At 45.1% G+C, this 19,660-nt stretch carries 20 protein-coding genes and 1 pseudogene; 17 read left to right on the top strand and 4 right to left on the bottom strand.

Annotation, left to right across the window (positions count from 1 at the left end):
• Positions 1-2 precede the first annotated feature (2 nt).
• Genes A3766_RS26100 through A3766_RS26085 form a run of 4 tightly spaced genes read right to left on the bottom strand, consistent with a single transcriptional unit; the run spans position 3 to position 3,783 of the window.
• Positions 3-689 carry a lactate utilization protein gene (locus tag A3766_RS26100; protein ID WP_068633692.1) on the bottom strand — a complete coding sequence of 229 codons (687 nt, stop codon included), beginning with the start codon at positions 687-689 and terminating at the stop codon, positions 3-5.
• A complete protein-coding gene (locus A3766_RS26095; RefSeq protein ID WP_068514109.1) occupies positions 686-2,104 on the bottom strand; it encodes a LutB/LldF family L-lactate oxidation iron-sulfur protein in 1,419 nt (472 codons plus the stop codon). Before A3766_RS26095 ends, A3766_RS26100 begins: the two co-directional genes overlap by 4 nt.
• Entirely contained in the window at positions 2,097-2,846 is a 750-nt protein-coding gene (locus A3766_RS26090; protein ID WP_068514112.1) for a (Fe-S)-binding protein, read from the bottom strand. The genes A3766_RS26095 and A3766_RS26090 overlap by 8 nt, the downstream gene beginning before the upstream one ends.
• Positions 2,836-3,783: a phosphate/phosphite/phosphonate ABC transporter substrate-binding protein gene (locus A3766_RS26085; protein ID WP_068514114.1), complete on the bottom strand. Its 948-nt coding sequence runs from the start codon at positions 3,781-3,783 to the stop codon at positions 2,836-2,838. The genes A3766_RS26090 and A3766_RS26085 overlap by 11 nt, the downstream gene beginning before the upstream one ends.
• Positions 3,784-4,156: 373 nt before the next feature.
• On the opposite strand from A3766_RS26085, the gene A3766_RS26080 reads away from it, so the two are divergent.
• From A3766_RS26080 to A3766_RS26005, 17 genes and pseudogenes are all read left to right on the top strand, one after another.
• Positions 4,157-5,782: a CTP synthase gene (locus A3766_RS26080; RefSeq protein ID WP_068514118.1), complete on the top strand. Its 1,626-nt coding sequence runs from the start codon at positions 4,157-4,159 to the stop codon at positions 5,780-5,782.
• 16 nt (positions 5,783-5,798) lie between these two features.
• A complete protein-coding gene (gene kdsA, locus A3766_RS26075) occupies positions 5,799-6,644 on the top strand; it encodes a 3-deoxy-8-phosphooctulonate synthase (protein WP_068514121.1) in 846 nt (281 codons plus the stop codon).
• 80 nt (positions 6,645-6,724) lie between these two features.
• Positions 6,725-8,017: a phosphopyruvate hydratase gene (eno, locus tag A3766_RS26070; protein WP_068514123.1), complete on the top strand. Its 1,293-nt coding sequence runs from the start codon at positions 6,725-6,727 to the stop codon at positions 8,015-8,017.
• Positions 8,018-8,334: 317 nt separating this feature from the next.
• Positions 8,335-8,613, top strand: a complete 279-nt coding sequence (gene ftsB / locus A3766_RS26065; protein ID WP_068514126.1) for a cell division protein FtsB — start codon at positions 8,335-8,337, stop codon at positions 8,611-8,613.
• 72 nt (positions 8,614-8,685) lie between these two features.
• Entirely contained in the window at positions 8,686-9,993 is a 1,308-nt protein-coding gene (gene ispF, locus A3766_RS32805) for a 2-C-methyl-D-erythritol 2,4-cyclodiphosphate synthase (protein WP_068514129.1), read from the top strand.
• Positions 9,990-10,973 (top strand): tRNA pseudouridine(13) synthase TruD, encoded by a 984-nt coding sequence (gene truD / locus A3766_RS26055; RefSeq protein ID WP_082865198.1) that lies wholly within the window; start codon positions 9,990-9,992, stop codon positions 10,971-10,973. The genes ispF and truD overlap by 4 nt, the downstream gene beginning before the upstream one ends.
• Positions 10,970-11,713, top strand: coding sequence for a 5'/3'-nucleotidase SurE (gene surE / locus A3766_RS26050; RefSeq protein ID WP_068514132.1), 744 nt, complete (start codon positions 10,970-10,972; stop codon positions 11,711-11,713). Before truD ends, surE begins: the two co-directional genes overlap by 4 nt.
• Before the next feature lie 38 nt (positions 11,714-11,751).
• The gene (locus tag A3766_RS26045; protein ID WP_068514134.1) at positions 11,752-12,381 is read left to right on the top strand and encodes a protein-L-isoaspartate(D-aspartate) O-methyltransferase; all 630 of its coding nucleotides are present in this window, start codon (positions 11,752-11,754) and stop codon (positions 12,379-12,381) included.
• A gap of 78 nt (positions 12,382-12,459) precedes the next feature.
• On the top strand, positions 12,460-13,362 hold the full coding sequence (locus tag A3766_RS26040) for a DUF368 domain-containing protein (protein WP_068511502.1): 903 nt from the start codon (positions 12,460-12,462) through the stop codon (positions 13,360-13,362).
• Between the two features lie 179 nt (positions 13,363-13,541).
• Positions 13,542-13,835, top strand: a pseudogene (locus A3766_RS32800) (LysM domain-containing protein); the annotation flags it as partial.
• Between the two features lie 105 nt (positions 13,836-13,940).
• Positions 13,941-14,417: a murein hydrolase activator EnvC gene (locus A3766_RS32325; protein ID WP_231882998.1), complete on the top strand. Its 477-nt coding sequence runs from the start codon at positions 13,941-13,943 to the stop codon at positions 14,415-14,417.
• A 116-nt stretch (positions 14,418-14,533) separates the two neighbouring features.
• Positions 14,534-15,562, top strand: a complete 1,029-nt coding sequence (gene rpoS, locus A3766_RS26030; protein WP_068513624.1) for an RNA polymerase sigma factor RpoS — start codon at positions 14,534-14,536, stop codon at positions 15,560-15,562.
• 244 nt (positions 15,563-15,806) lie between these two features.
• Positions 15,807-16,724 (top strand): hypothetical protein, encoded by a 918-nt coding sequence (locus tag A3766_RS26025; RefSeq protein WP_082882136.1) that lies wholly within the window; start codon positions 15,807-15,809, stop codon positions 16,722-16,724.
• Positions 16,725-16,730: 6 nt separating this feature from the next.
• Positions 16,731-17,432 carry a hypothetical protein gene (locus A3766_RS26020; RefSeq protein ID WP_068511629.1) on the top strand — a complete coding sequence of 234 codons (702 nt, stop codon included), beginning with the start codon at positions 16,731-16,733 and terminating at the stop codon, positions 17,430-17,432.
• A complete protein-coding gene (locus tag A3766_RS26015; RefSeq protein ID WP_068511626.1) occupies positions 17,429-18,124 on the top strand; it encodes a hypothetical protein in 696 nt (231 codons plus the stop codon). Before A3766_RS26020 ends, A3766_RS26015 begins: the two co-directional genes overlap by 4 nt.
• The gene (locus tag A3766_RS26010) at positions 18,117-18,491 is read left to right on the top strand and encodes a general secretion pathway protein GspB (protein WP_068511623.1); all 375 of its coding nucleotides are present in this window, start codon (positions 18,117-18,119) and stop codon (positions 18,489-18,491) included. The genes A3766_RS26015 and A3766_RS26010 overlap by 8 nt, the downstream gene beginning before the upstream one ends.
• Positions 18,492-18,650: 159 nt before the next feature.
• A partial coding sequence (locus A3766_RS26005) for a pilus (MSHA type) biogenesis protein MshL (RefSeq protein WP_197479758.1) occupies positions 18,651-19,660 on the top strand: 1,010 nt, incomplete at its 3' end.

The raw sequence follows: 19,660 nt of genomic DNA, 5'->3' as shown, positions 1-19,660 counted from the left end.
CTCTATATCTCTGCGTTTTCTTGAACTAAGACAATCAGCTTTTTGGGTCCATGAGCGCCATAGGCTAGTGTTTGTTGTATATCTGCTGTTTTCGACGGGCTGGAAATAAACAAAACATTGCTTGGCATTTTCTCGCATTGACCCCAAGGTTCATCATTGAGCAAACTTGATAAATCCGGGTAGATTTGATCCTCTTGTAGTAGCACTAGATGTATTGGTGGCACAAGCGACATCATTCTAGGTTCGTCTTTATTTGGCAGCAGCAATAAGGTTCCGGTTTCGGCTATTGCTCCCTGTGCAAGGGTGATGCCGATATCGATGTTATGGAATAAGGTTTCCCGAAGGGTTTCATAAGCTTGTGAGTAGCGTGTAATGCTGATGTTATTATTATGAAGGCGCAGAGCTTGTTCAATTTCGCTTTGGTATGCAAGATTATTCCCTAATAAGCAGTGCTTGGCTTTTTCTCTTTCCATGATGTCAGTAAGTGTTGTTTTCCACTTAAACGCGCTAACTCGATGTACTTCTGCGTGATTTTCTTCTAGTTTTGAGATCAGCTGCCTAAGCAAATCTTCAGCTTGAACAATACCACTACGACTTCTATGGGAGCTAGGCAAACCCTCGCGTTCTGGTGCTTTAAAACCCTTGGAGCGTTTTAGGCGTGAGAGTATGTTCAGTTTAGCTTGGTTCATTGGCGTGGCTCCTTGCTTTGTCCATCAAATTTTTGATGGCTATGCTTTAGCCTCTCGTGAAGGGTACGTGCACTTGGGCGAGCCGGTGTTCGGGTATTGCGCCATGCTTTTGGGTAGCAAGTGCTGATGAAAGGTAAGGCGCCCATGAGCTTGGTGACTAGGCGATAGAGTTTGGGGTGGGTATGGATCACTTTCCACAAACGCCAGATCCACGATTCTACCTTTAGCGTCGAGCCAGTAGCTTGTTGTTTGTTTCTCAAACTACGGATAAGTTGAGGCAGTTTAATATCTACTGGGCAGGCTTCCCCGCAGGCGCCATTAAGGGAGCAGGCATTTAGAAGCTCCCCATGACTTGCCATACCCTTAAGTTGAGGCATAACAACCTGCCCAATAGGGCCGGGGTAGGTTGTGCCGTAAGCATGTCCGCCTATTTTGGTATAGACCGGGCAGTGATTCATGCATGCACCACAGCGAATACAAGCGAGAGTGGTTTTCAGCTCCGGATCTTGTTGGATGAGTGAGCGGCCATTGTCGAGAATAATTAAGTGAACTTCCTCGGGGCCGTCAAGTTCTCCTGCTTGACGCGGGCTGCTAATCAAGTTGAGGTAGCTGGTGATATGTTGGCCGGTTGCGGAACGAGTGAGAAGGCGTTGTAGTGTTGGTAGTTCTCTCAGGCTTGGAATAACTTTTTCCAGGCCCATAATTGCAATGTGCACCGGAGGAGCTGTGGTAGATAAGCGTCCATTACCCTCGTTTTCTACCAGGCAAAGCGTACCTGACTCGGCAGCAGCAAAGTTGACGCCCGAAATGCCAATGTCTGCTTTTTCAAATTTATCCCTGAGGATTCTTCTACCCAGACCAATCATGCCATCAACGTCGTTCGGGTCGCATTTCAACTTGAGCTTCTTTTCAAATAGTTGAGCAATTTCCTGTTTGTTTTTGTGGATGGCGGGCATGATGATATGAGACGGTGTTTCATCGGCAATCTGCACAATGTACTCCCCCATATCCGATTCAATGGCTTCAATATTATGGCTCTGGAGGAAATTGTTCAATTCGATTTCTTCGCTCGCCATCGACTTTCCTTTGATAACAAGTTTGGCTTTGCGACGTTGTGCTATGTCGAGAACAATTTGGTTAGCTTCGATCCCGGTTTCTGCCCAATGTACCTGAATGCCGTTATTGCTACATTGTTGTTCTAGTTGCTCTAGCAGTTCAGGTAAACGCTCGACGACGTTCTGTCTTATTGCTGCACCTTGTTCTCTAAGGGTTTGCCATTCCTCTTCATCACTGAAGGCTTGTTTGCGTTTATTGCGTAGAAAGTCCATGGCGCCGCGGAAGTTGGAGCGTAGCTGCGTATCTTCTAGTGCGCTTTTTATGCGAGTGGCGAAGTTTGAGTGCGCGTCGTCAGTCATGTTGTATTCCAAAACGCTGAGCAATAAATCTCGCGATATGGGTGCAAGGACGCTTGTCGCCTGAATGCTTGATATGTCCGCTAATATTCAAAAGGCAGCCACAATCACCGCTTAATATAGACTGAGGATTTGGTGATAGTAAGTGCTCACATTTGTCTGCTGTCATGGCGGCAGAAATCTCAGGAGACTTGATAGCAAAGGTTCCCCCAAATCCGCAGCACTCCTGCTCTAGTGTTGGTAAGGATACCTCGACGCCATCTAGCTTTCTTAGAATTGATAGCCATGGTTCTGCGACTTCCATCTCCCTAAGGGCGCTACAGGATCGGTGAAGACTGATATGAGTGTGGGAGCTGTCGCTTTGCTTATTGTATGGGAGGATGGGCTCTAGAAACTCGATAAGCTCGTAGGTTCTCGAGCTCAGCTCTATTGCTTGTTTATGCTCTGTGGAACCCGTGTCGAAGAGAGTCGGGTAGTGATGCTTGATCATGGCCGCACAAGAGGCTGAAGGTACGATAACAGGTAACTTTTTGTCGGAAAAAACCTGAATGGTGTGCCAGGCGACATCTTTGGCTGGGCTTGCTTCACCCGAATTATAGGGAGGCTGTCCGCAGCAGGTTTGCGCTTGAGGAAATACTATTTGATAATTACATAGTTCAAGCAGAGCAATCGCATCCATACCTGATTCCGGGTAAAAGGAATCTATTAGGCAAGTTCCAAAGAGGTAGGCCTGTTTACTCTGCATGAGATTTTTTCGAAGTACCGTTAAGGATATGGAGGTCGATCAGGCCAATTTCATCCCAGTCGCTGTTTTTAGCAACCTCAAAGCCGTTTTCAACAAAAATATACTTGAGAAGCTTTTCCCCTTCGTCATCTTTAATCATATTCACAAACGCCCGCTTTAACTTGGTGAGCGAGAAAAAATCGACGCGAGGGTGTGCGATAAGAGGGTAGGGAGAAAACCCGGGGCTGTCCCAGAGCATTCTCAGGCGACTACGTATTTCAGGGGGGAGTGCTCTAAAGCTCTCATCAGTTCCGCCACCGGCGATGTAATCCCCATTAGCGACGCCTTTGTAGACCTCTGACTGACTAGATAAAAACTGGGGGATGATATCGAAGTTAAGTTTATTCAGGCTTTCTCTCGGCACTACGCTGGCGGCAAAATCTAGCAAGCCAGGAAACGCAATGGTTGCATTTCTTAGTTCTGCCAAGGTCTTAATTGGTCCAGTTTTCTTAACGAATATTAGCCCTCTGATTGGCTGTGACTTGCGTTTGACCTGGGCCTGGTAGCCCGGAAACTCTTTAAATGCATGAAACTGCAAAGGGGTAGTGTAGGCAAGGTCGTAATGCCCTTTGGCCAGTTTTAATTCAAAATCGAGTTGGCTGCTGGCAGCTTCATATTTAAGTTCAATTCCCGAGGCTTGTTCCAAAAAAGAAATTACGTTTTGCCATGCTACTGTTTTAGTAGGAAGAGAGCTGCTTGATGTTGCATAGCTGAGTTGTTGGTCTAGCTTCTTTTGTTTCACCGCAAACTTGCTTTTTTTCTTAACGATCTGTTTTTCAAGAGCTTCCAGTTCGGCAACGGGTTTGGGGAACGAGGGCGCAACGCCGACAATTAAAGGTTTGGCATGTAAGGCTGAACTTAATGAAAAGGACAGTATAAATAATAGGCTTGAAACCACGGCTATTGCTGAGCACGAAAAGCCTGCTTTCGACTTTTTCAGAGCGCTGGGCACTATTGAATTGTCATGAGTTTGGGGGTGGGGGCGATACACGAATTAGCTCCATTTTTTGGCTTATGTTTATGATAAAAGACAATGTCAGCCTCTGCCAGGCCAGGTACTATAAATTTAATTTAGCTATGAGGCCTTTGCAGAAGAGATATTAGCTGTGATTGAACGCACATTTAGTTTGAGTGAAACCTCGCTTTCTGGTAATCTGGCGCCCCATCTTGAGATGAAAATCTCCCCCTTCTACATAAATATTTGAGTTAACTGAACTTTGCGTGGCGCAAGGTATGGAAAGCTCTTTGTCTGAGATATTGACGGGATTTGCATGACACGTTTTATTTTCGTGACAGGTGGTGTTGTATCCTCCTTAGGGAAAGGCATCGCTTCAGCTTCATTGGCTGCTATTTTAGAAGCTCGAGGGCTGAAAGTAACAATGCTTAAACTGGACCCATATATAAATGTGGATCCAGGCACGATGAGTCCTTTTCAGCACGGTGAAGTATTTGTTACCGAAGACGGTGCCGAAACTGATTTGGATTTGGGGCATTATGAGCGCTTTATTCGAACCACGATGTCCAAGCGAAATAACTTTACGAGTGGTCGAGTCTATGAAGACGTCATTCGCAAAGAGCGACGTGGCGATTATCTAGGTGGAACAGTCCAGGTAATTCCTCATATCACTGATGAAATCAAACGCCGCATCGTTGAAGGTGCTAACGGCTATGATGTCGCCTTGGTTGAAATTGGCGGCACAGTTGGGGATATCGAGTCGCAACCCTTTTTGGAAGCAGTGCGACAGTTAAAGATTGAAGTGGGCTCCCAGCGTGCGCTGTTTATGCACTTAACTCTAGTGCCTTATATTGCAACCGCAGGTGAGACCAAAACCAAGCCGACCCAGCATTCCGTAAAAGAAATGCGCTCTATCGGTATTCAGCCCGATATTCTGGTTTGTCGCTCTGATCACGAGATTGATGCATCATCTCGCCGCAAGATTGCTTTGTTTACCAACGTAGAAGAGCGCGCCGTTATCCCATTACAGGATGCAAACAGCATTTACCTGATTCCACGTATGCTGAATGAACATGGTTTGGATCAAATTGTCGTAGAACGATTTGGTCTGGAGTGTGATGAGGCCGATCTAACAGAGTGGGATTCAGTGGTTGAAGCTGAATCCAGTCCGGAAAACGAAGTAACCATTGCCATGGTAGGCAAGTACATGGAATTACTTGACGCTTATAAGTCTCTAATCGAGGCGCTTAAGCATGCAGGAATTCGTACGCGCACCAAGGTTAATATTGAGTATATTGATTCCGAGAGAATTATAGATGAAGGTACTGCCGTTCTAGAGTCAGTGGACGCAATTCTAGTGCCCGGTGGTTTTGGTAATCGTGGTGTTGAAGGTAAAATTCAGACAGTTAAGTTTGCGCGTGAAAACAAGGTTCCATATTTAGGTATTTGTTTAGGTATGCAGGTTGCTGTCATTGAATATGCTCGTCATGTCGCTGGTTTGGCTGATGCGCATAGTACTGAATTTGATAAAGGCTGCGAAAACCCGGTAGTAGGTTTGATCACTGAATGGAAAGATGCCAGCGGAGCTGTAGAGCAACGTGATGCGGGTTCAGACTTGGGCGGAACCATGCGCTTAGGTGCTCAGGAGTGTAATCTGGTTCAGGGTTCTAAGGCTTTCGAAAGTTATGGCAAGCCAGTGATCATTGAACGTCATCGTCACCGTTATGAAGTGAATAATAATATTCTGCCGCAATTAGAAGAGGCCGGTTTGATTGTTTCTGGTCGTTCAGCAGATAACTCATTAGTTGAAGTCGTTGAAGCACCGGATCATCCATGGTTTGTTGCCTGTCAGTTCCATCCGGAATTTACTTCAACGCCGCGAGACGGTCATGGTTTGTTTGAAGGTTTCATTTCTGCCGCATTCACAAATAAGTCTTCGTAAATAGAAGGGTATATAGATGAGTCAAAAAGTCATACAGGTCGGTGATGTAAAAATTTCTAATGATTTGCCATTTGTTTTGTTCGGCGGCATGAATGTATTAGAGTCCCGGGATCTTGCGATGCAGATTGCCGAGAAATATGTCGAGGTAACGACCAAGCTTGATATTCCTTATGTATTTAAAGCGTCTTTCGACAAAGCGAATCGCTCCTCTATTAACTCTTTTCGAGGCCCCGGCTTGGAAGAAGGCTTGCGTATTTTTGAAGAGGTAAAGAAAACCTTTAATGTGCCGGTCATTACCGATGTGCACGAGCCTGAGCAAGCAGCTCCGGTTGCTGAAGTTTGTGACATTATCCAATTGCCAGCTTTCTTGTCCCGTCAGACAGACCTGGTGGCAGCGATGGCCAAGACAAATGCCGTTATTAATATCAAGAAAGCCCAGTTCCTTGCGCCTCAGGAAATGAAACATATTTTGACCAAGTGTGAAGAGGCCGGCAATGACCAGTTAATTCTCTGCGAGCGTGGTAGCAGTTTTGGTTACAATAACCTGGTTGTCGATATGTTGGCATTTGGTGTAATGAAGAGCTTTGAGTACCCGGTTTTCTTTGACGTGACGCATTCTTTGCAGCAGCCCGGTGGTCGTGCAGATTCTGCTGGTGGTCGACGTGAAGCTGTAACTGACTTAGCGCTTGCGGGTATGTCGCAGGGTATTGCTGGTTTGTTTTTAGAAGCTCATCCTGACCCTGAAAATGCTAAGTGTGATGGCCCGTGTGCTTTAAGGTTGTCGCAGCTTGAACCCTTCCTTGCTAGAGTTAAGGCAATCGATGAGCTAGTTAAGCAATTTAAGCCTTTAGATACGGCTTAAAATATAGCGTTTATGATTTTGAATTTTGGCGTTGTTGAAGGAAAGACAGGGCCTGAAGTTATTATTTTTGGAGAAGTGTAATGACAACGATTATTGATATCAAAGGCCGTGAGGTCATGGATTCTCGTGGTAACCCTACTGTTGAAGCGGATGTGATTCTAGAGTCTGGTGTGGTGGGTACAGCTTGCGCTCCTTCTGGTGCGTCAACAGGCTCTCGTGAAGCCTTGGAGCTTAGAGACGGTGATAAGAGTCGTTATTTAGGTAAAGGTGTTTTAAAGGCTGTTGCCGGCATTAATGAAGAGATCAAGGCTGCGTTATTAGGTAAGGATGTTACCGATCAACGAGCTTTAGACCAAATTATGTTGGATCTGGACGGTACTGAGAATAAAGCTAAGCTGGGTGCTAATGCAATTTTGGCGGTTTCTTTGGCAGCAGCGAAAGCAGCAGCACAAGAAAAAGGCGTTGAGCTTTATGAGCATATTGCTGATCTAAACGGTACTTCTGGTCAGTACTCTATGCCTGTGCCAATGATGAATATCATCAATGGTGGTGAGCACGCAGACAACAATGTTGATATCCAAGAGTTTATGGTTCAGCCAGTTTCTGCTCCTACTTTTGCCGAAGCACTGCGTGCGGGCGCTGAAATATTCCATGGTTTGAAGAAGGTATTAAGTGAGCAAGGTCTAAATACCGCTGTGGGTGATGAGGGCGGTTTTGCGCCTGACTTGGCTTCTAATGCCGATGCATTGGCGGCAATCAAGGTTGCTGTAGCGAATGCAGGATACGAGCTAGGTAAAGACATTACGCTAGCCTTAGACTGTGCATCAACTGAGTTCTATGTTGATGGTAAATACGACATGAAAGGCGAAGGTAAGGCTTTCAGCCCTGAGCAGTTCTCTGATTATTTGGCTGAGCTTTGCGACCAGTATCCAATCGTTTCTATTGAAGACGGTCAGGACGAGTCGGATTGGGATGGGTGGAAGTATCAAACTGAAAAGTTGGGCGACAAAGTTCAATTGGTTGGTGATGACTTGTTTGTGACCAATACCAAGATTCTTTCTGAAGGTATCGAAAAAGATATTGCTAACTCGATTCTGATTAAATTCAACCAGATTGGTAGCCTGAGCGAAACCTTAGATGCGATTAAGATGGCTAAAGATGCAGGCTATACCGCAGTTATCTCACATCGTTCTGGTGAAACAGAAGACACAACAATTGCTGATTTGGCGGTTGGTACCTGTGCCGGCCAAATAAAGACTGGTTCACTTTGTCGTTCTGATCGTGTTGCTAAGTATAACCGCTTATTGAGAATTGAAGAGCAGTTGGGAAGCAAGGCGCCTTATAAGGGTAGAAGTGAGATCAAAGGACAGTAATTTCTGGCCTTGATTGAATGAAAAGCACTGTGCGTTGAACGTTCAGTGCTTTTTTGTCTTTAGGCAAAACAAGCCTTATCTTAAATTATGCTAATCTTCAGAATTCTTTTCGCTAAAAGCCAATTTCTGAACTAGAGTAAATTTATTCCAATATATGTTTGTTTATCCGTTTTTATGTAGCGGGGCTTTCTTGTCTCTACGCTGTGGTAGCGGGAAGAAATATCGTTTTTGCTTGTCTATGTGTCTTGTCAGCGTATGGCAATCTTTAAGTAATAATGTGACTAGTGTGAAGTTAAAGGTGTAGTGAAGTTGTCCTTATGAAAGTGCTCTGGAGTATAATGGTCATTGTTATTCTTGGTTTGCAGTACCGCTTGTGGTTTGGCAGTGGTAGCTTTGCAGAAGTTTCGCATTTGCGCGAAAAAGTGGCTTTGCAGCAGGCGGCGAATGACACCTTAAGTGAGCGCAATGCTCAGCTGAATGCTGAGGTGCTAGACCTTAAAAATGGCTATGATGCGATTGAAGAACGTGCTCGTTTCAGTTTGGGCATGATAGGGCGAGACGAAACCTTTTACATGGTAGTGGCTTCGAAACTATAATGGCCCATTGCAAGCGCCTGCCATGACCAAGAGCGGGTCATAGGTTTTTATTTATCACTTTGTGCCCCAACTATGTCGGTTTCAAGCCCCAGTCCTTCGTTTACCTCCTCACCCCTCTCAGGCTTAGACTCTGCTAAGCAAGCACTACCTCGGTTTTGGGTCATTATTCCGGCAGCGGGTGTTGGCAGCAGAATGCAAAGTGACATCCCTAAACAATATCTTCAGCTTGGTTCAAGCAGTGTTCTTTATCTGAGTGCCAAAGCCTTCCTTGACCACCCTCGCTTTACTCAGGTGCATATAGGTATTTCCGAGGCTGATGACTATTTTGATAGCGATAGTTTGGCTCAAGATGCTCGAGTGATTCAGTATAAGGGTGGTAGTGAACGCTTCAATACTGTTTTAAATGGTCTTGATGCTTTGGTAGGTATTGCCGATGAGCAAGATTGGGTGTGGGTGCATGACGCTGCGCGGCCCTGTTTAAGTCGAGAAGATATAGATAACTTGATTGAACATGTTGACGCCTGGGACGGTTCAGAGGGCGGTGCTATTCTGGCGTCTCGCGTTGTTGATACGATTAAGGTATCACAAGATGGAAGGGCGATTGAGGGTACTTCGGATCGGGACAAACTTTGGCGAGCATTTACACCACAAGTCTTTCGTTTTGCCGAGCTGCGCCATGCCCTAAGTGAATGTCAGCGGCTTGGGCTGACGGTGACCGATGAGTCGTCAGCAATAGAGCATATGGGTGGGGCGCCCTGCCTAGTTGAAGGCTCAGATGACAATATCAAAATTACGCGGCCGCACGATTTACGTTTGGCTGCAGATACCTTGGCTGCGCGGACGCAGCTGGGACGAGGTGAAAAAATGAATAGCTTTCCGAGAATCGGGAACGGTTATGACGTGCACGCATTTTGCGAGGGTGAAGAAATTATCCTGGGAGGCGTCAAAATTCCCCATCACAAATCTTTTATTGCGCATTCCGACGGGGATGTGCTGATTCACGCGATTATGGATGCAATGTTAGGTGCTTTGGCCTTAGGTGATATCGGTAAGCACTTTCCTGATACTGATGAAAAGTGGAAAGGGGCAAATAGTCGAGAACTGTTGTCTGCAGTAAACCACTTGATTTCAGAAAAAGGTTTTGTAGTTTCCAATATCGATAGCGTTATTATTGCTCAAGCTCCTAAGATGGCGCCGCATATAGGAAAGATGCAGGAAAATATTGCTCAGGACTTACAGGTTTCTCCTGAGCTGGTGAGTGTTAAAGCAACGACTACAGAGCGCCTTGGTTTTGCAGGGCGTGAGGAAGGAGTTGCTTGTCAGGCAAGTGTATTGTTAGTGCCTAAACCTAGCTGCGAAAGTGAAAGGAGAAGCGTGTGAGTGAAGTAAGGTCATTACCAGAATCACAGTTCAATCTGGTTTTTCCATGTATCGCTGACTTACCGCGGCCTGCCGGTGTCATTAAGACAAAAGAAGAAGACTTCTTTGTTGAAGAGGTCATGAATCCTGAGCTAAGTGGTGAGGGGGAGCACGTTTGGTTATGGCTGGAAAAAAATGGTCAGAATACTGAGTATGTGGCGGGTCAGTTAGCGCGTTTCTCCCACGTCAAAAAAGTGGATGTCGGGCTGTCAGGTTTAAAGGATCGTTGGGCGCTTACCCGGCAATGGTTTAGTGTTTATTTAGGGAATAAGCCTGAGCCTAATTGGAACGAATTTGAATGTGAAGGCGTAAAAGTACTCAGTTATCAACGGCATAATAAGAAGTTAAGACGCGGCGAGCATAGTGCCAACTTCTTTAGGTTGGTGGTGAGAAATATTGACAATATGGCTAATGTGGAAGCTCTTTTGCTACAAGTCAGAGATAAAGGTTTTCCAAATTACTTCGGTCCTCAACGATTCGGCTTTGACGGTGCGAATCTGGATCGTGGCGTACAATATTTTGAAGGTAAGATTAAAGCATCTAAAAGCCAGCGTTCTTTCTATTTATCGGCAGCTCGTTCGTACTTATACAACTTGAATCTAGCAAGCTTGATAGAAAGTGGGGATGACTTGAGCGCTGATCTAAGCGGCCCACTATACGGAGACGAAACGCCAGGAAGTAACGAACTGACTGAGCCAGAGAAAGAAATTCTAGAGGCGCACCCTGCCTTTAAAAAAGGAATACATCAAAATCGATTGCGTTTAGAGCGGAGGCCATACCTTGTTGTCCCTGAGGCGATGTCTTGGTCAATGGGAGAGGCTGAGCTTGAACTAGAGTTTCAATTACCTACGGGAGTCTTTGCTACTTCATTGCTTGCCGAAGTGTTTAACTTGTCTCAAGGCTTGGGAGAGGGTAATCAAGGCATGCGGAGCACACGATGAGTTTACTGATATCCAATGATGACGGTATTAATGCTGAAGGTATACAGGTACTCTCGGAGGTTCTATCTTCCAAGTTCGAGGTGAAGGTGGTTGCACCGGATCGTGATCATAGTGGCGCAAGCAGTTCACTGACTTTGAGTCGCCCTTTGCGTGTAATGGAAACTGCAAATGGCCATTACTGTATTGATGGTACGCCGACCGATAGTGTTCACCTAGGGGTCTCATCACTTTTTGATCTTGACTTTGAGCGTGTGGTCTCAGGTATTAACTCTCATGAAAACCTTGGCGATGACGTGTTATATTCGGGGACAGTCGCTGCAGCGATTGAAGGGCGGTTTTTAAAGCAGCCCGCTATCGCTGTTTCCCTAGTGAACCAGGGTCAGTTTCATTATCAAACTGCAGCAAAAGTGGTACTCGATTTATTGGTTCGCTCTAAAGATTTGGAAGTGCCTGAAAGAACCATTTTGAATGTCAATGTGCCGGATGTGCCTTATGAGCAGCTTAAGGGAATTAAAGTCACGCGTTTGGGGCATCGGGCAAAAGGGCTTCCCCCAGAGGAAGTGTCAGACCCACGAGGTCGACAGCGATATTGGATATCGCTTGCAGGCGAGGGAGACGATGCCGGAGAAGGTACAGATTTTGACGCGGTAAAGAACGGTTATGTTTCAGTAACGCCGCTTCAAGTTGATATGACTCGTCATGAGCTGATATCACAAGTAAAAGATTGTTTAGAGGATTGAATATCGTGAGTCAGACACTTGATCTCGAAGGAATAGGAATGACCTCGCGCCGTACCCGGATGCGACTCATTCAGCGGCTCAGGGATGAGGGGATTACCAACGAGGATGTATTGGCAGTCATGCTGGATACGCCGCGGCATATATTCCTCGATGAGGCGCTATCTCATCGGGCTTATGAAGATACAGCTTTACCGATTGGGCACAACCAAACTATTTCCCAACCTTATATTGTTGCGAGAATGACTGAGTTGTTGCTGCAAACGGCGCCGCGTAGAGTTCTTGAACTTGGCACCGGCTCTGGGTATCAGGCGGCGGTCTTGGCTCAGTTGGTGGGTGAGGTCTATAGTGTTGAGAGAATTAATCCTCTGTTAGAAAAAGCGGTTCAACGCTTTAAGCTGCTAGGCTTGAATAATATCAGTACTCGTCATGCCGATGGCGGGATAGGCTGGCCGGAGCGTGGTTTGTATGACGCAGTGATTATGACGGCGGCGCCCACAGAAATTCCATTGGAGCTGGTTCGTCAGTTAAAAGAGGGCGGGCGGATGATTTTGCCTTTGGGAGATGCTCAACAAAGCTTAACTATTGTCACAAGAAAAGGCTCAAGTTATGAACAAAAGATAATTGAGCCTGCGATGTTCGTACCCTTTCTTCCAGGAACGATTCGCTAATAAATTTAAGATACAAAACGGCACCATAAAGAGGTAGATGTGAAAATAGATGGATGGGTTTTTATAAAGGGAGTGTTGATGGGTGCCGCTGATATTGTGCCGGGTGTTAGTGGTGGCACTATTGCTTTTATTACGGGTATTTATGAGCGCCTGCTACAAGCCTTAAATTCAATTCTTCCTACTTTGTTACTAGCATTAAAAAATAGAAGCTTAAAAGGAGTCTGGGAAAAGGCAGACGCCAGTTTTCTTCTTACTCTGTTTGTTGGCATTGTGACAAGCGCAATATCCTTGGCGAAGGTGATTACTTTTCTGCTGGCTAACTTTCCTATTCCTCTTTGGGCCGGCTTTTTTGGTCTCATCTTGGCGTCTGTATACATAGTGGGTCGTGAAGTAAGGGAGTGGAGCGTTGGCTTGGTTATCGCAATGCTATTGGGAGCCGTATTTGCCTGGGGCTTAACCTCAATGTCTCCAGCGAGTATTGATCAAACACTCTTTAACGCCTTTCTATCGGGTGTGCTTGCGATTTGCGCTATGGTGCTACCAGGTATCTCCGGAAGCTTTATCTTACTGATTCTGGGCACCTATGCTTATATTCTTGGGGCGGTGAAGGACTTTGATCTCGCCGTATTAAGTGTCTTTGTGCTGGGGTGTGGTATTGGTATTTTGTCCATTGCCAAACTACTTGTTTGGACATTTTCACGTTATAGAAAACTGACTTTGGCTGTTTTAACAGGCTTTATGATTGGTGCCTTGAACAAGGTTTGGCCTTGGAAGCAGGTTTTAAGCTATCGCGAAAACCGTCATGGTGAATTAGTACCTTTGTTAGAGGCTAATATTTCTCCGGATAAGTATGTAGCCTTAACGCAAGAGTCTTCCTATCTAGTGCTTGCAGTGATTTGTGCCATTGGTTCAGCTTTAATTGTATTGCTGCTTTCCCGCTTGGGCGCAAATAATGAGAAAGAGAACACAAAAAGTGTGTGATCTGTTTTAATAAGAGTGTTTCTTAGGGTAACACTGGTGTATTTTGCGGTAACGTTTAATTTGCTTATATTCTGAGCGAATAAGATAGAAGATGAATGACTTAGCTAAGTAACTTAATATTCTTCATTAAGTTAAAGAAGTAAAAAGAATTAAATAAAAAAATATTATAGCTATATGTTATGGAGAGGTTTGTCGAATTGTTTACTTTTTATCCGCTTTGTAATTTGGCGTGTTTAAAAAATAGGCGACCTCTTGCTTTTGTAACGTTTTGTATCTTAACGCTATTCCTTCTGGCCTCCTGTACCTCTCCATCAATATATCTAGATAAAAACTTTAACCCTCCAGTCTACTTTGGGCAGCATGTTGTACGTAAGGGAGATACCTTATATGCCATCGCATGGCGCTATGGCCGTGAGATGAAGGAGTTGGCGAGAGAGAATGGAATAAAGTCGCCCTATGTGATTGTGCCGGGGCAAAAAATAAATTTAGAACGTCGCAAAAACTCACAGAAATCGAACTTGAAAATATCAAAATCAGGGTCTAAGAGAAGAGGGAATGTAACAGAACGTAAAGAAACTATGCAGAATGGTAAAAACGTAACAAGAGATAAAAAAACCAAGCACATCAAGAACATAAATTGGCAGTGGCCTCATCTTGGCCCGATACTTGCCATGTATTCTATAAAAGGTTCTGTAGGAACTTCCCGTTCAAGTGGAATGAGCAAAGGGAAGTCTGCGGGTACGACTCTCAATAAGGGGGTCGATATTACCGGCAATTTGGGTTCGCCAATATATGCGGCCGCTGATGGAGAAGTAGTTTATGCAGGCAATGGCTTGTTAGGCTACGGAAACTTGGTAATTATAAATCATAATGAAACTTACCTCAGCGCTTATGCACATAACCAGCGGATACTAGTTAAAGAAGGACAAAAAATAATAAAAGGTCGCAAGATCGCAGAGATGGGGAGCTCTGACTCAAAACAGGTAATGCTTCATTTTGAAATTCGGCGCAATGGTGAGCCGGTTGACCCAATGAAATATCTGCCTGCGAGATAAAACTATCCTAAAAGGGAAAAATGCCAGTTGCGAGGCTGGTAGCGTATTTATTTAAACAGCTAGGTTGCATCATCAAGGATCTTGATGAGCAAACAATAAAAAGCGAGGCAAGACAGATGTCAGCAGAAAGAGAAGCGTACTTTGACGATGTAGTAGAAATTGATGGCGTTGAATCAGAAGAGACAACGACTGAAAGTTGGGGTTTTGAGGAAGAGGCTGAGACAGTCGTCACTCCGATAACCGCGAAAAAGAAAGCTAAGAAGACAGGCATAGACGGTCGCTCATCAGAAAGTCAGTCATACCGTCAGCTTGATGCGACACAAATGTACTTGAATGAAATCGGATTTTCTCCGCTTTTATCCCCAGAAGAAGAAGTTTATTTTGCTCGCTTGGCGCAGAAAGGTGATGCGGCCGGGCGTAAGAGAATGATTGAAAGTAACTTGCGACTCGTTGTAAAGATCGCACGTCGCTATGTTAATCGTGGTTTGACTCTACTTGACCTGATTGAAGAGGGTAATTTAGGCCTAATTCGCGCAGTTGAGAAATTTGACCCAGAACGTGGTTTCCGCTTCTCTACTTATGCAACATGGTGGATTCGCCAAACTATTGAGCGCGCAATCATGAATCAGACGCGTACAATTCGTCTGCCTATTCACGTAGTAAAAGAGCTGAATTTATATCTGCGTGCTGCACGTGAGTTGACTCAAAAACTTGATCACGAGCCATCGCCAGAAGAAATTGCAGATTTGCTTGATAAGCCTGTTGCTGATGTTAAGCGCATGTTGGGCTTGAACGAGCGTGTTGCCTCTGTTGATATGCCTATCGGCGGCAGTAGCGACAAATCATTACTAGATACAGTTGCTGATGAGTCAGCGTCTGATCCTGCAGAGTTGCTGCAGGATAGTAACCTTAAAGGTAGCATTGATGGCTGGTTGGATCAGTTGTCTGGTAAGCAGCAAGAAGTTCTTTCTCGTCGCTTTGGTCTTCGTGGCTACCGTATGAGCACCTTGGAAGAGGTTGGTAAAGAGATTGGTCTAACTCGCGAGCGAGTTCGTCAGATTCAGGTTGAAGCACTTAAGCGACTCAGAGATATCCTTGAGAAGCAGGGCTTAAATGGCGAAACCTTGTTTAATAGTTGCTTCTAAGCTTCTTATGTATGCCGCAAATTTTGTGCAGGCATCAGAGTAAGTAAAAAATCCCCGCCTTTGGTGGGGATTTTTGCATTTACAGTTTTAAAATTCGCTGCTGCTGAGTCTGGGTCTTAATGTTGAATTCTATGTGGTATAAAACTTTTGCAAACAGTAACTTACTGAACTATTCTAACTAAAAGCTTTAAAAAGGCTGGTGGCGCTCCGATTCAGGGGCTTATTTAGATCTAGGGGCAGGTATTTGTTTTCGCTATTTAAAAAGAAATCGAAAGCTCAAGTAGTAGGGCTGGAAGTTCGCTCCAGCGGTATAGCTCTTGCTGTCGCTTCGAAAAATGAAGGCAAAAATGCGCTCATTACATTGTGTGATTATCGTGAGTGCAATGCGGCAGAGCGTGTATCAGTGCTGGAGTCACTTGTTGAAGAGCATGGCCTCGACGGTGCAACTTGTCGCGTCGTTTTGCCGGCAGATCAGTATCGAGTTTACCCTATCGAGAAGCCAAAAGTTGAAGAGAGTGAACTCGTCGATGCCGTTCGCTGGAAGCTAAAAGACCTACTCGACTATGACGTAAACGATGCGGTGCTGGATGTCTATGATTTTCCTCAGGATGCCCTAAAAGGACGTCCGGAACAGGTGAATGTTGTTTCCAGTCGGTCAGCTTTAATCCAGGATACCGTGAATCTCGTCAATAAGTCTGGTTTGGAACTAGAAACAATTGAGATCTCAGAGCTAGCGATTAGGAATATTGCCTTGCGACTAGCAGGTGATGATCAAAGACCCGTTGCGGTTTTATATCTTCGTCACGGTGCTGGAATGATTGTGTTGGTTAAAGGTGACACGCTTTACTTTTCCAGGCATTTTGACTTTTCTTTACAAGCGCTGAACGATGTCGCGCAGCAAAACTCGGTTATTCAGCAATTATCTTTAGAAATCCAGCGCTCATTTGATTACTTTGAAAGCCAGATGGCTCAAGTTCCTCCGCAAACGGTTGCACTGATGGGCCCTGCACCCAATATGCCATTAGCAAATATGCTTGGTGGTAGTATTGGCGCCAGAGTCGAACCGCTTGATATGTCCTTGTTTATGCAGGACGAGGCAAATCTGGGCCTTGAAGAAATTCAAGCTTTTGTCGCGCTCGCCAGTGCATTGAGAGAGGGGTAGAGCAATATGCAACAAGTAAACCTCTATACCGACGCTTTCAAACCAAAACGCGTAAAGTTACCACTCGAACAAATTATACTTCTGCCTGTTGTCACCTTGCTCTTGCTCATTGGTGTCAGCTTGTGGCTTAGCCATAGCTTAAAGCAGGAAGCTCAAGAGCTTGAAGTAATCAAATCAAAGAATGAAGAAATGGCAAAGCGCCTTGAAACACTAAGCGTTAAAGCTAAACGCATGAGAAAAGATGAGTCATTAGTCGCCGCTAATCAGCGTTTGCACGCTAAAGCTGAAGCTCGTCAACGAATGATCGAAATGCTAGATACGGTTGTAGTTAAAGATGATGAAGGCTTTTCTAATATTCTGCTCTCACTTGCACGCCAGAACTTAGATAAACTATGGTTGAACTCAATAATTATTGGCTCCTCAGGAAAGGAGATGCATATTGAAGGCATTACCCTGAACGGTGACTTGGTGCCCGAGTATTTGCAAAAGCTTCGTCAGGAAGACAGCCTCCTGGGGCGTACATTTACATTGTTTGAACTTGAAAAACACGAAGGGAAGAGACATTGGTTGAATTTCTCTTTGCGCTCTGAAGAGCACACTGCAGCACCTGAGGTGTTACTTTCTCGTCTTGATAGCAGTGAAGCAATACTCAACTATGCTAAAGACTCGGCTGGTTCTTCTGTAGAACAAGAAGGAGGCCAGAAATGAACCTTGAGAAATGGTACGAACTACGTGATAAAACAGCCGACCTAAGCCTTAGAGAACGGGCAATTATGGCGGGTACTGCTGTGGTGATCATTGCTTTTATTTGGCTGCAGACAGGCTTCGCTGATTATGAAAAAAAGCACAAAGCTAACTTAGCCAACAAAGCATCGTTGACACAAGAAACTGTTGAGCAAAGTAATCGGCTCAGTGAGCTGACTTCAGCTTTGGCTCACGACCCGAATGCAGCACTAAGGCAAGAGCAAGAACAATTAAAAGAGCGCCTGCAGGGCTTACGTTTAAAGATAGGGCAGCGTATGAGTAACCTGGTTGCGCCTGAAGATATGGCAAACCTTATGAAAAAGGTCTTATCTGACTACAAAGGCTTGAGCTTGCTAAGTGCCAAAAATCTACCGGTAGAGCCCTTGAACGTGAGTTTGGGGAGTACCACAGACGAATCAGATAAGACTAATGATAGCGCCATTTCTGCAGAGCCTCAGGCGGTTATATTTACGCATGGCTTTGAAATGGAATTGCGAGGAACTTATTTCCAGACGGTTGAATATTTACAGCAATTAGAAAGCTTGAGCGGCTTTTACTGGAGAATGCTGAGTTATAAAGTTGATCGGTACCCTAATGCGACGATAAAAGTTCAGCTCAGTACTCTGAGCCTGGAAGAGGACTGGATCGGTGTTTAAAACTACAATTTACAAGAGCTCTTTAGTATTAGTGTTTGGCTTATGCTTAAGCGCTTCATTGTCGCTGTCCGCCAAACAAACTTATAGTTTGCCTGGCGGTGAGGTCTTGTCTGACCCAACAGCGCCGTATGGGGAAAAGAGAAAGGCTGCCGCGAAAACCAAGCGCCGTATGCCGAACTTCTCTCTCAACTATATAATGAGCGCAGGGGATAACCGCCGAGCAATGATCAATGGCAAAAAAGTGTATGAAGGAGACTTTGTTTCCGGTGCGAAAGTAAGAAGAATTTCGTCGGAGTCTGTCTCGTTGGTGTATGACGGAAGAGAAGTCGTTTTGCACCTCAATAAAATCAAACAAATTCGAAAATAACTTTAAGCGGGCCTAAGCTAAGGTTTGGTCTGCGATATAAAGCCTATAGCTACATGATTGTGGCAGGCTCAAAAGTACAGAAGTGAGAACAACATGGTAAGGTCAAAAGGCTCGTATCAAGTAACAAAACAAGGTGCCCACAGTTTACTGGCATTTTGTATGTGCTTAATTCTATCTGCCTGTGCGAATAAAAATGCGCTGCTCCAGACACCAACCGCGAACACCACGTCGGCGGTTGATCAGATAAACGATACCTTGGATGAGGCGCTTGATGAGCAGAATGAGCCTTTATCTCCCCATGCGAATGAAGAAGTGCCGCTTGCTGTTGTTGACGCACTAACGCCACAAATTGGTAATTACAATAGTGCAATAGGAAAAATTGAGCCGCGCTTTGATATTGGCGTGAACAATGTTCCGGCACGGGATTTCTTTGCCGGCCTTGTAGACGGTACAAATAAAAATATGGTTGTTCATCCTGATGTTAGTGGCAGTATTAGCTTGCAACTCAGGGATGTAACGGTATCTGAAGTGATGAGCATTGCCAAAGATATCTATGGTTATGAATATGAGGAGTCAGGCCGACTTATAAAGGTCTTCCCTGCCGGGCTTCGTACCCAGATCTTTCAAATAAACTATCTGAATGTAAACCGAAACGGCGATAGTGAGACGCGCGTTAGCTCTGGACAAATTACTCAAAACTCAAGTGGAGGAAGCTCTTCCTCAAGTGACTCCGACTCAGATTCTGGCAGTGCTAGTACGCAAAGCAGCGGTTTCGGAACTCGTATTGCGACCACTAACCAGAACGATTTCTGGCAGCGTCTGGAAAGTACATTACAGCTGATTATTGGTAGTAAAGAAGGCAACTCTGTTGTGATTACTCCAAGCACAGGTATGGCCGTCGTACGTGCTGATAGCGACACGCTTGCTTCGGTGGAGCGTTACTTGGAAAGCTCAGAGTTGATACTTCAACGCCAGGTTATTCTTGAAGCGAAGATATTAGAAGTGAGCTTGAATGAAGGATATCAGCAAGGTGTCGACTGGAGCTTCTCACGTGCAAGTGATAGTTTGGACTCATCGGGCAACCCGAAAAATGGTGTGAATTTTACCCAGCTCGCACGTCAGGTGACGTCTGGAGATGTAGGAGGTGTTTTCGCCTCGACAATAAAGCT

This window comes from Oleiphilus sp. HI0132 (assembly GCF_001635845.1).
Note: the sequence above shows the minus strand (reverse complement) of the source record. Positions and strands in the feature narration are given on the sequence as shown.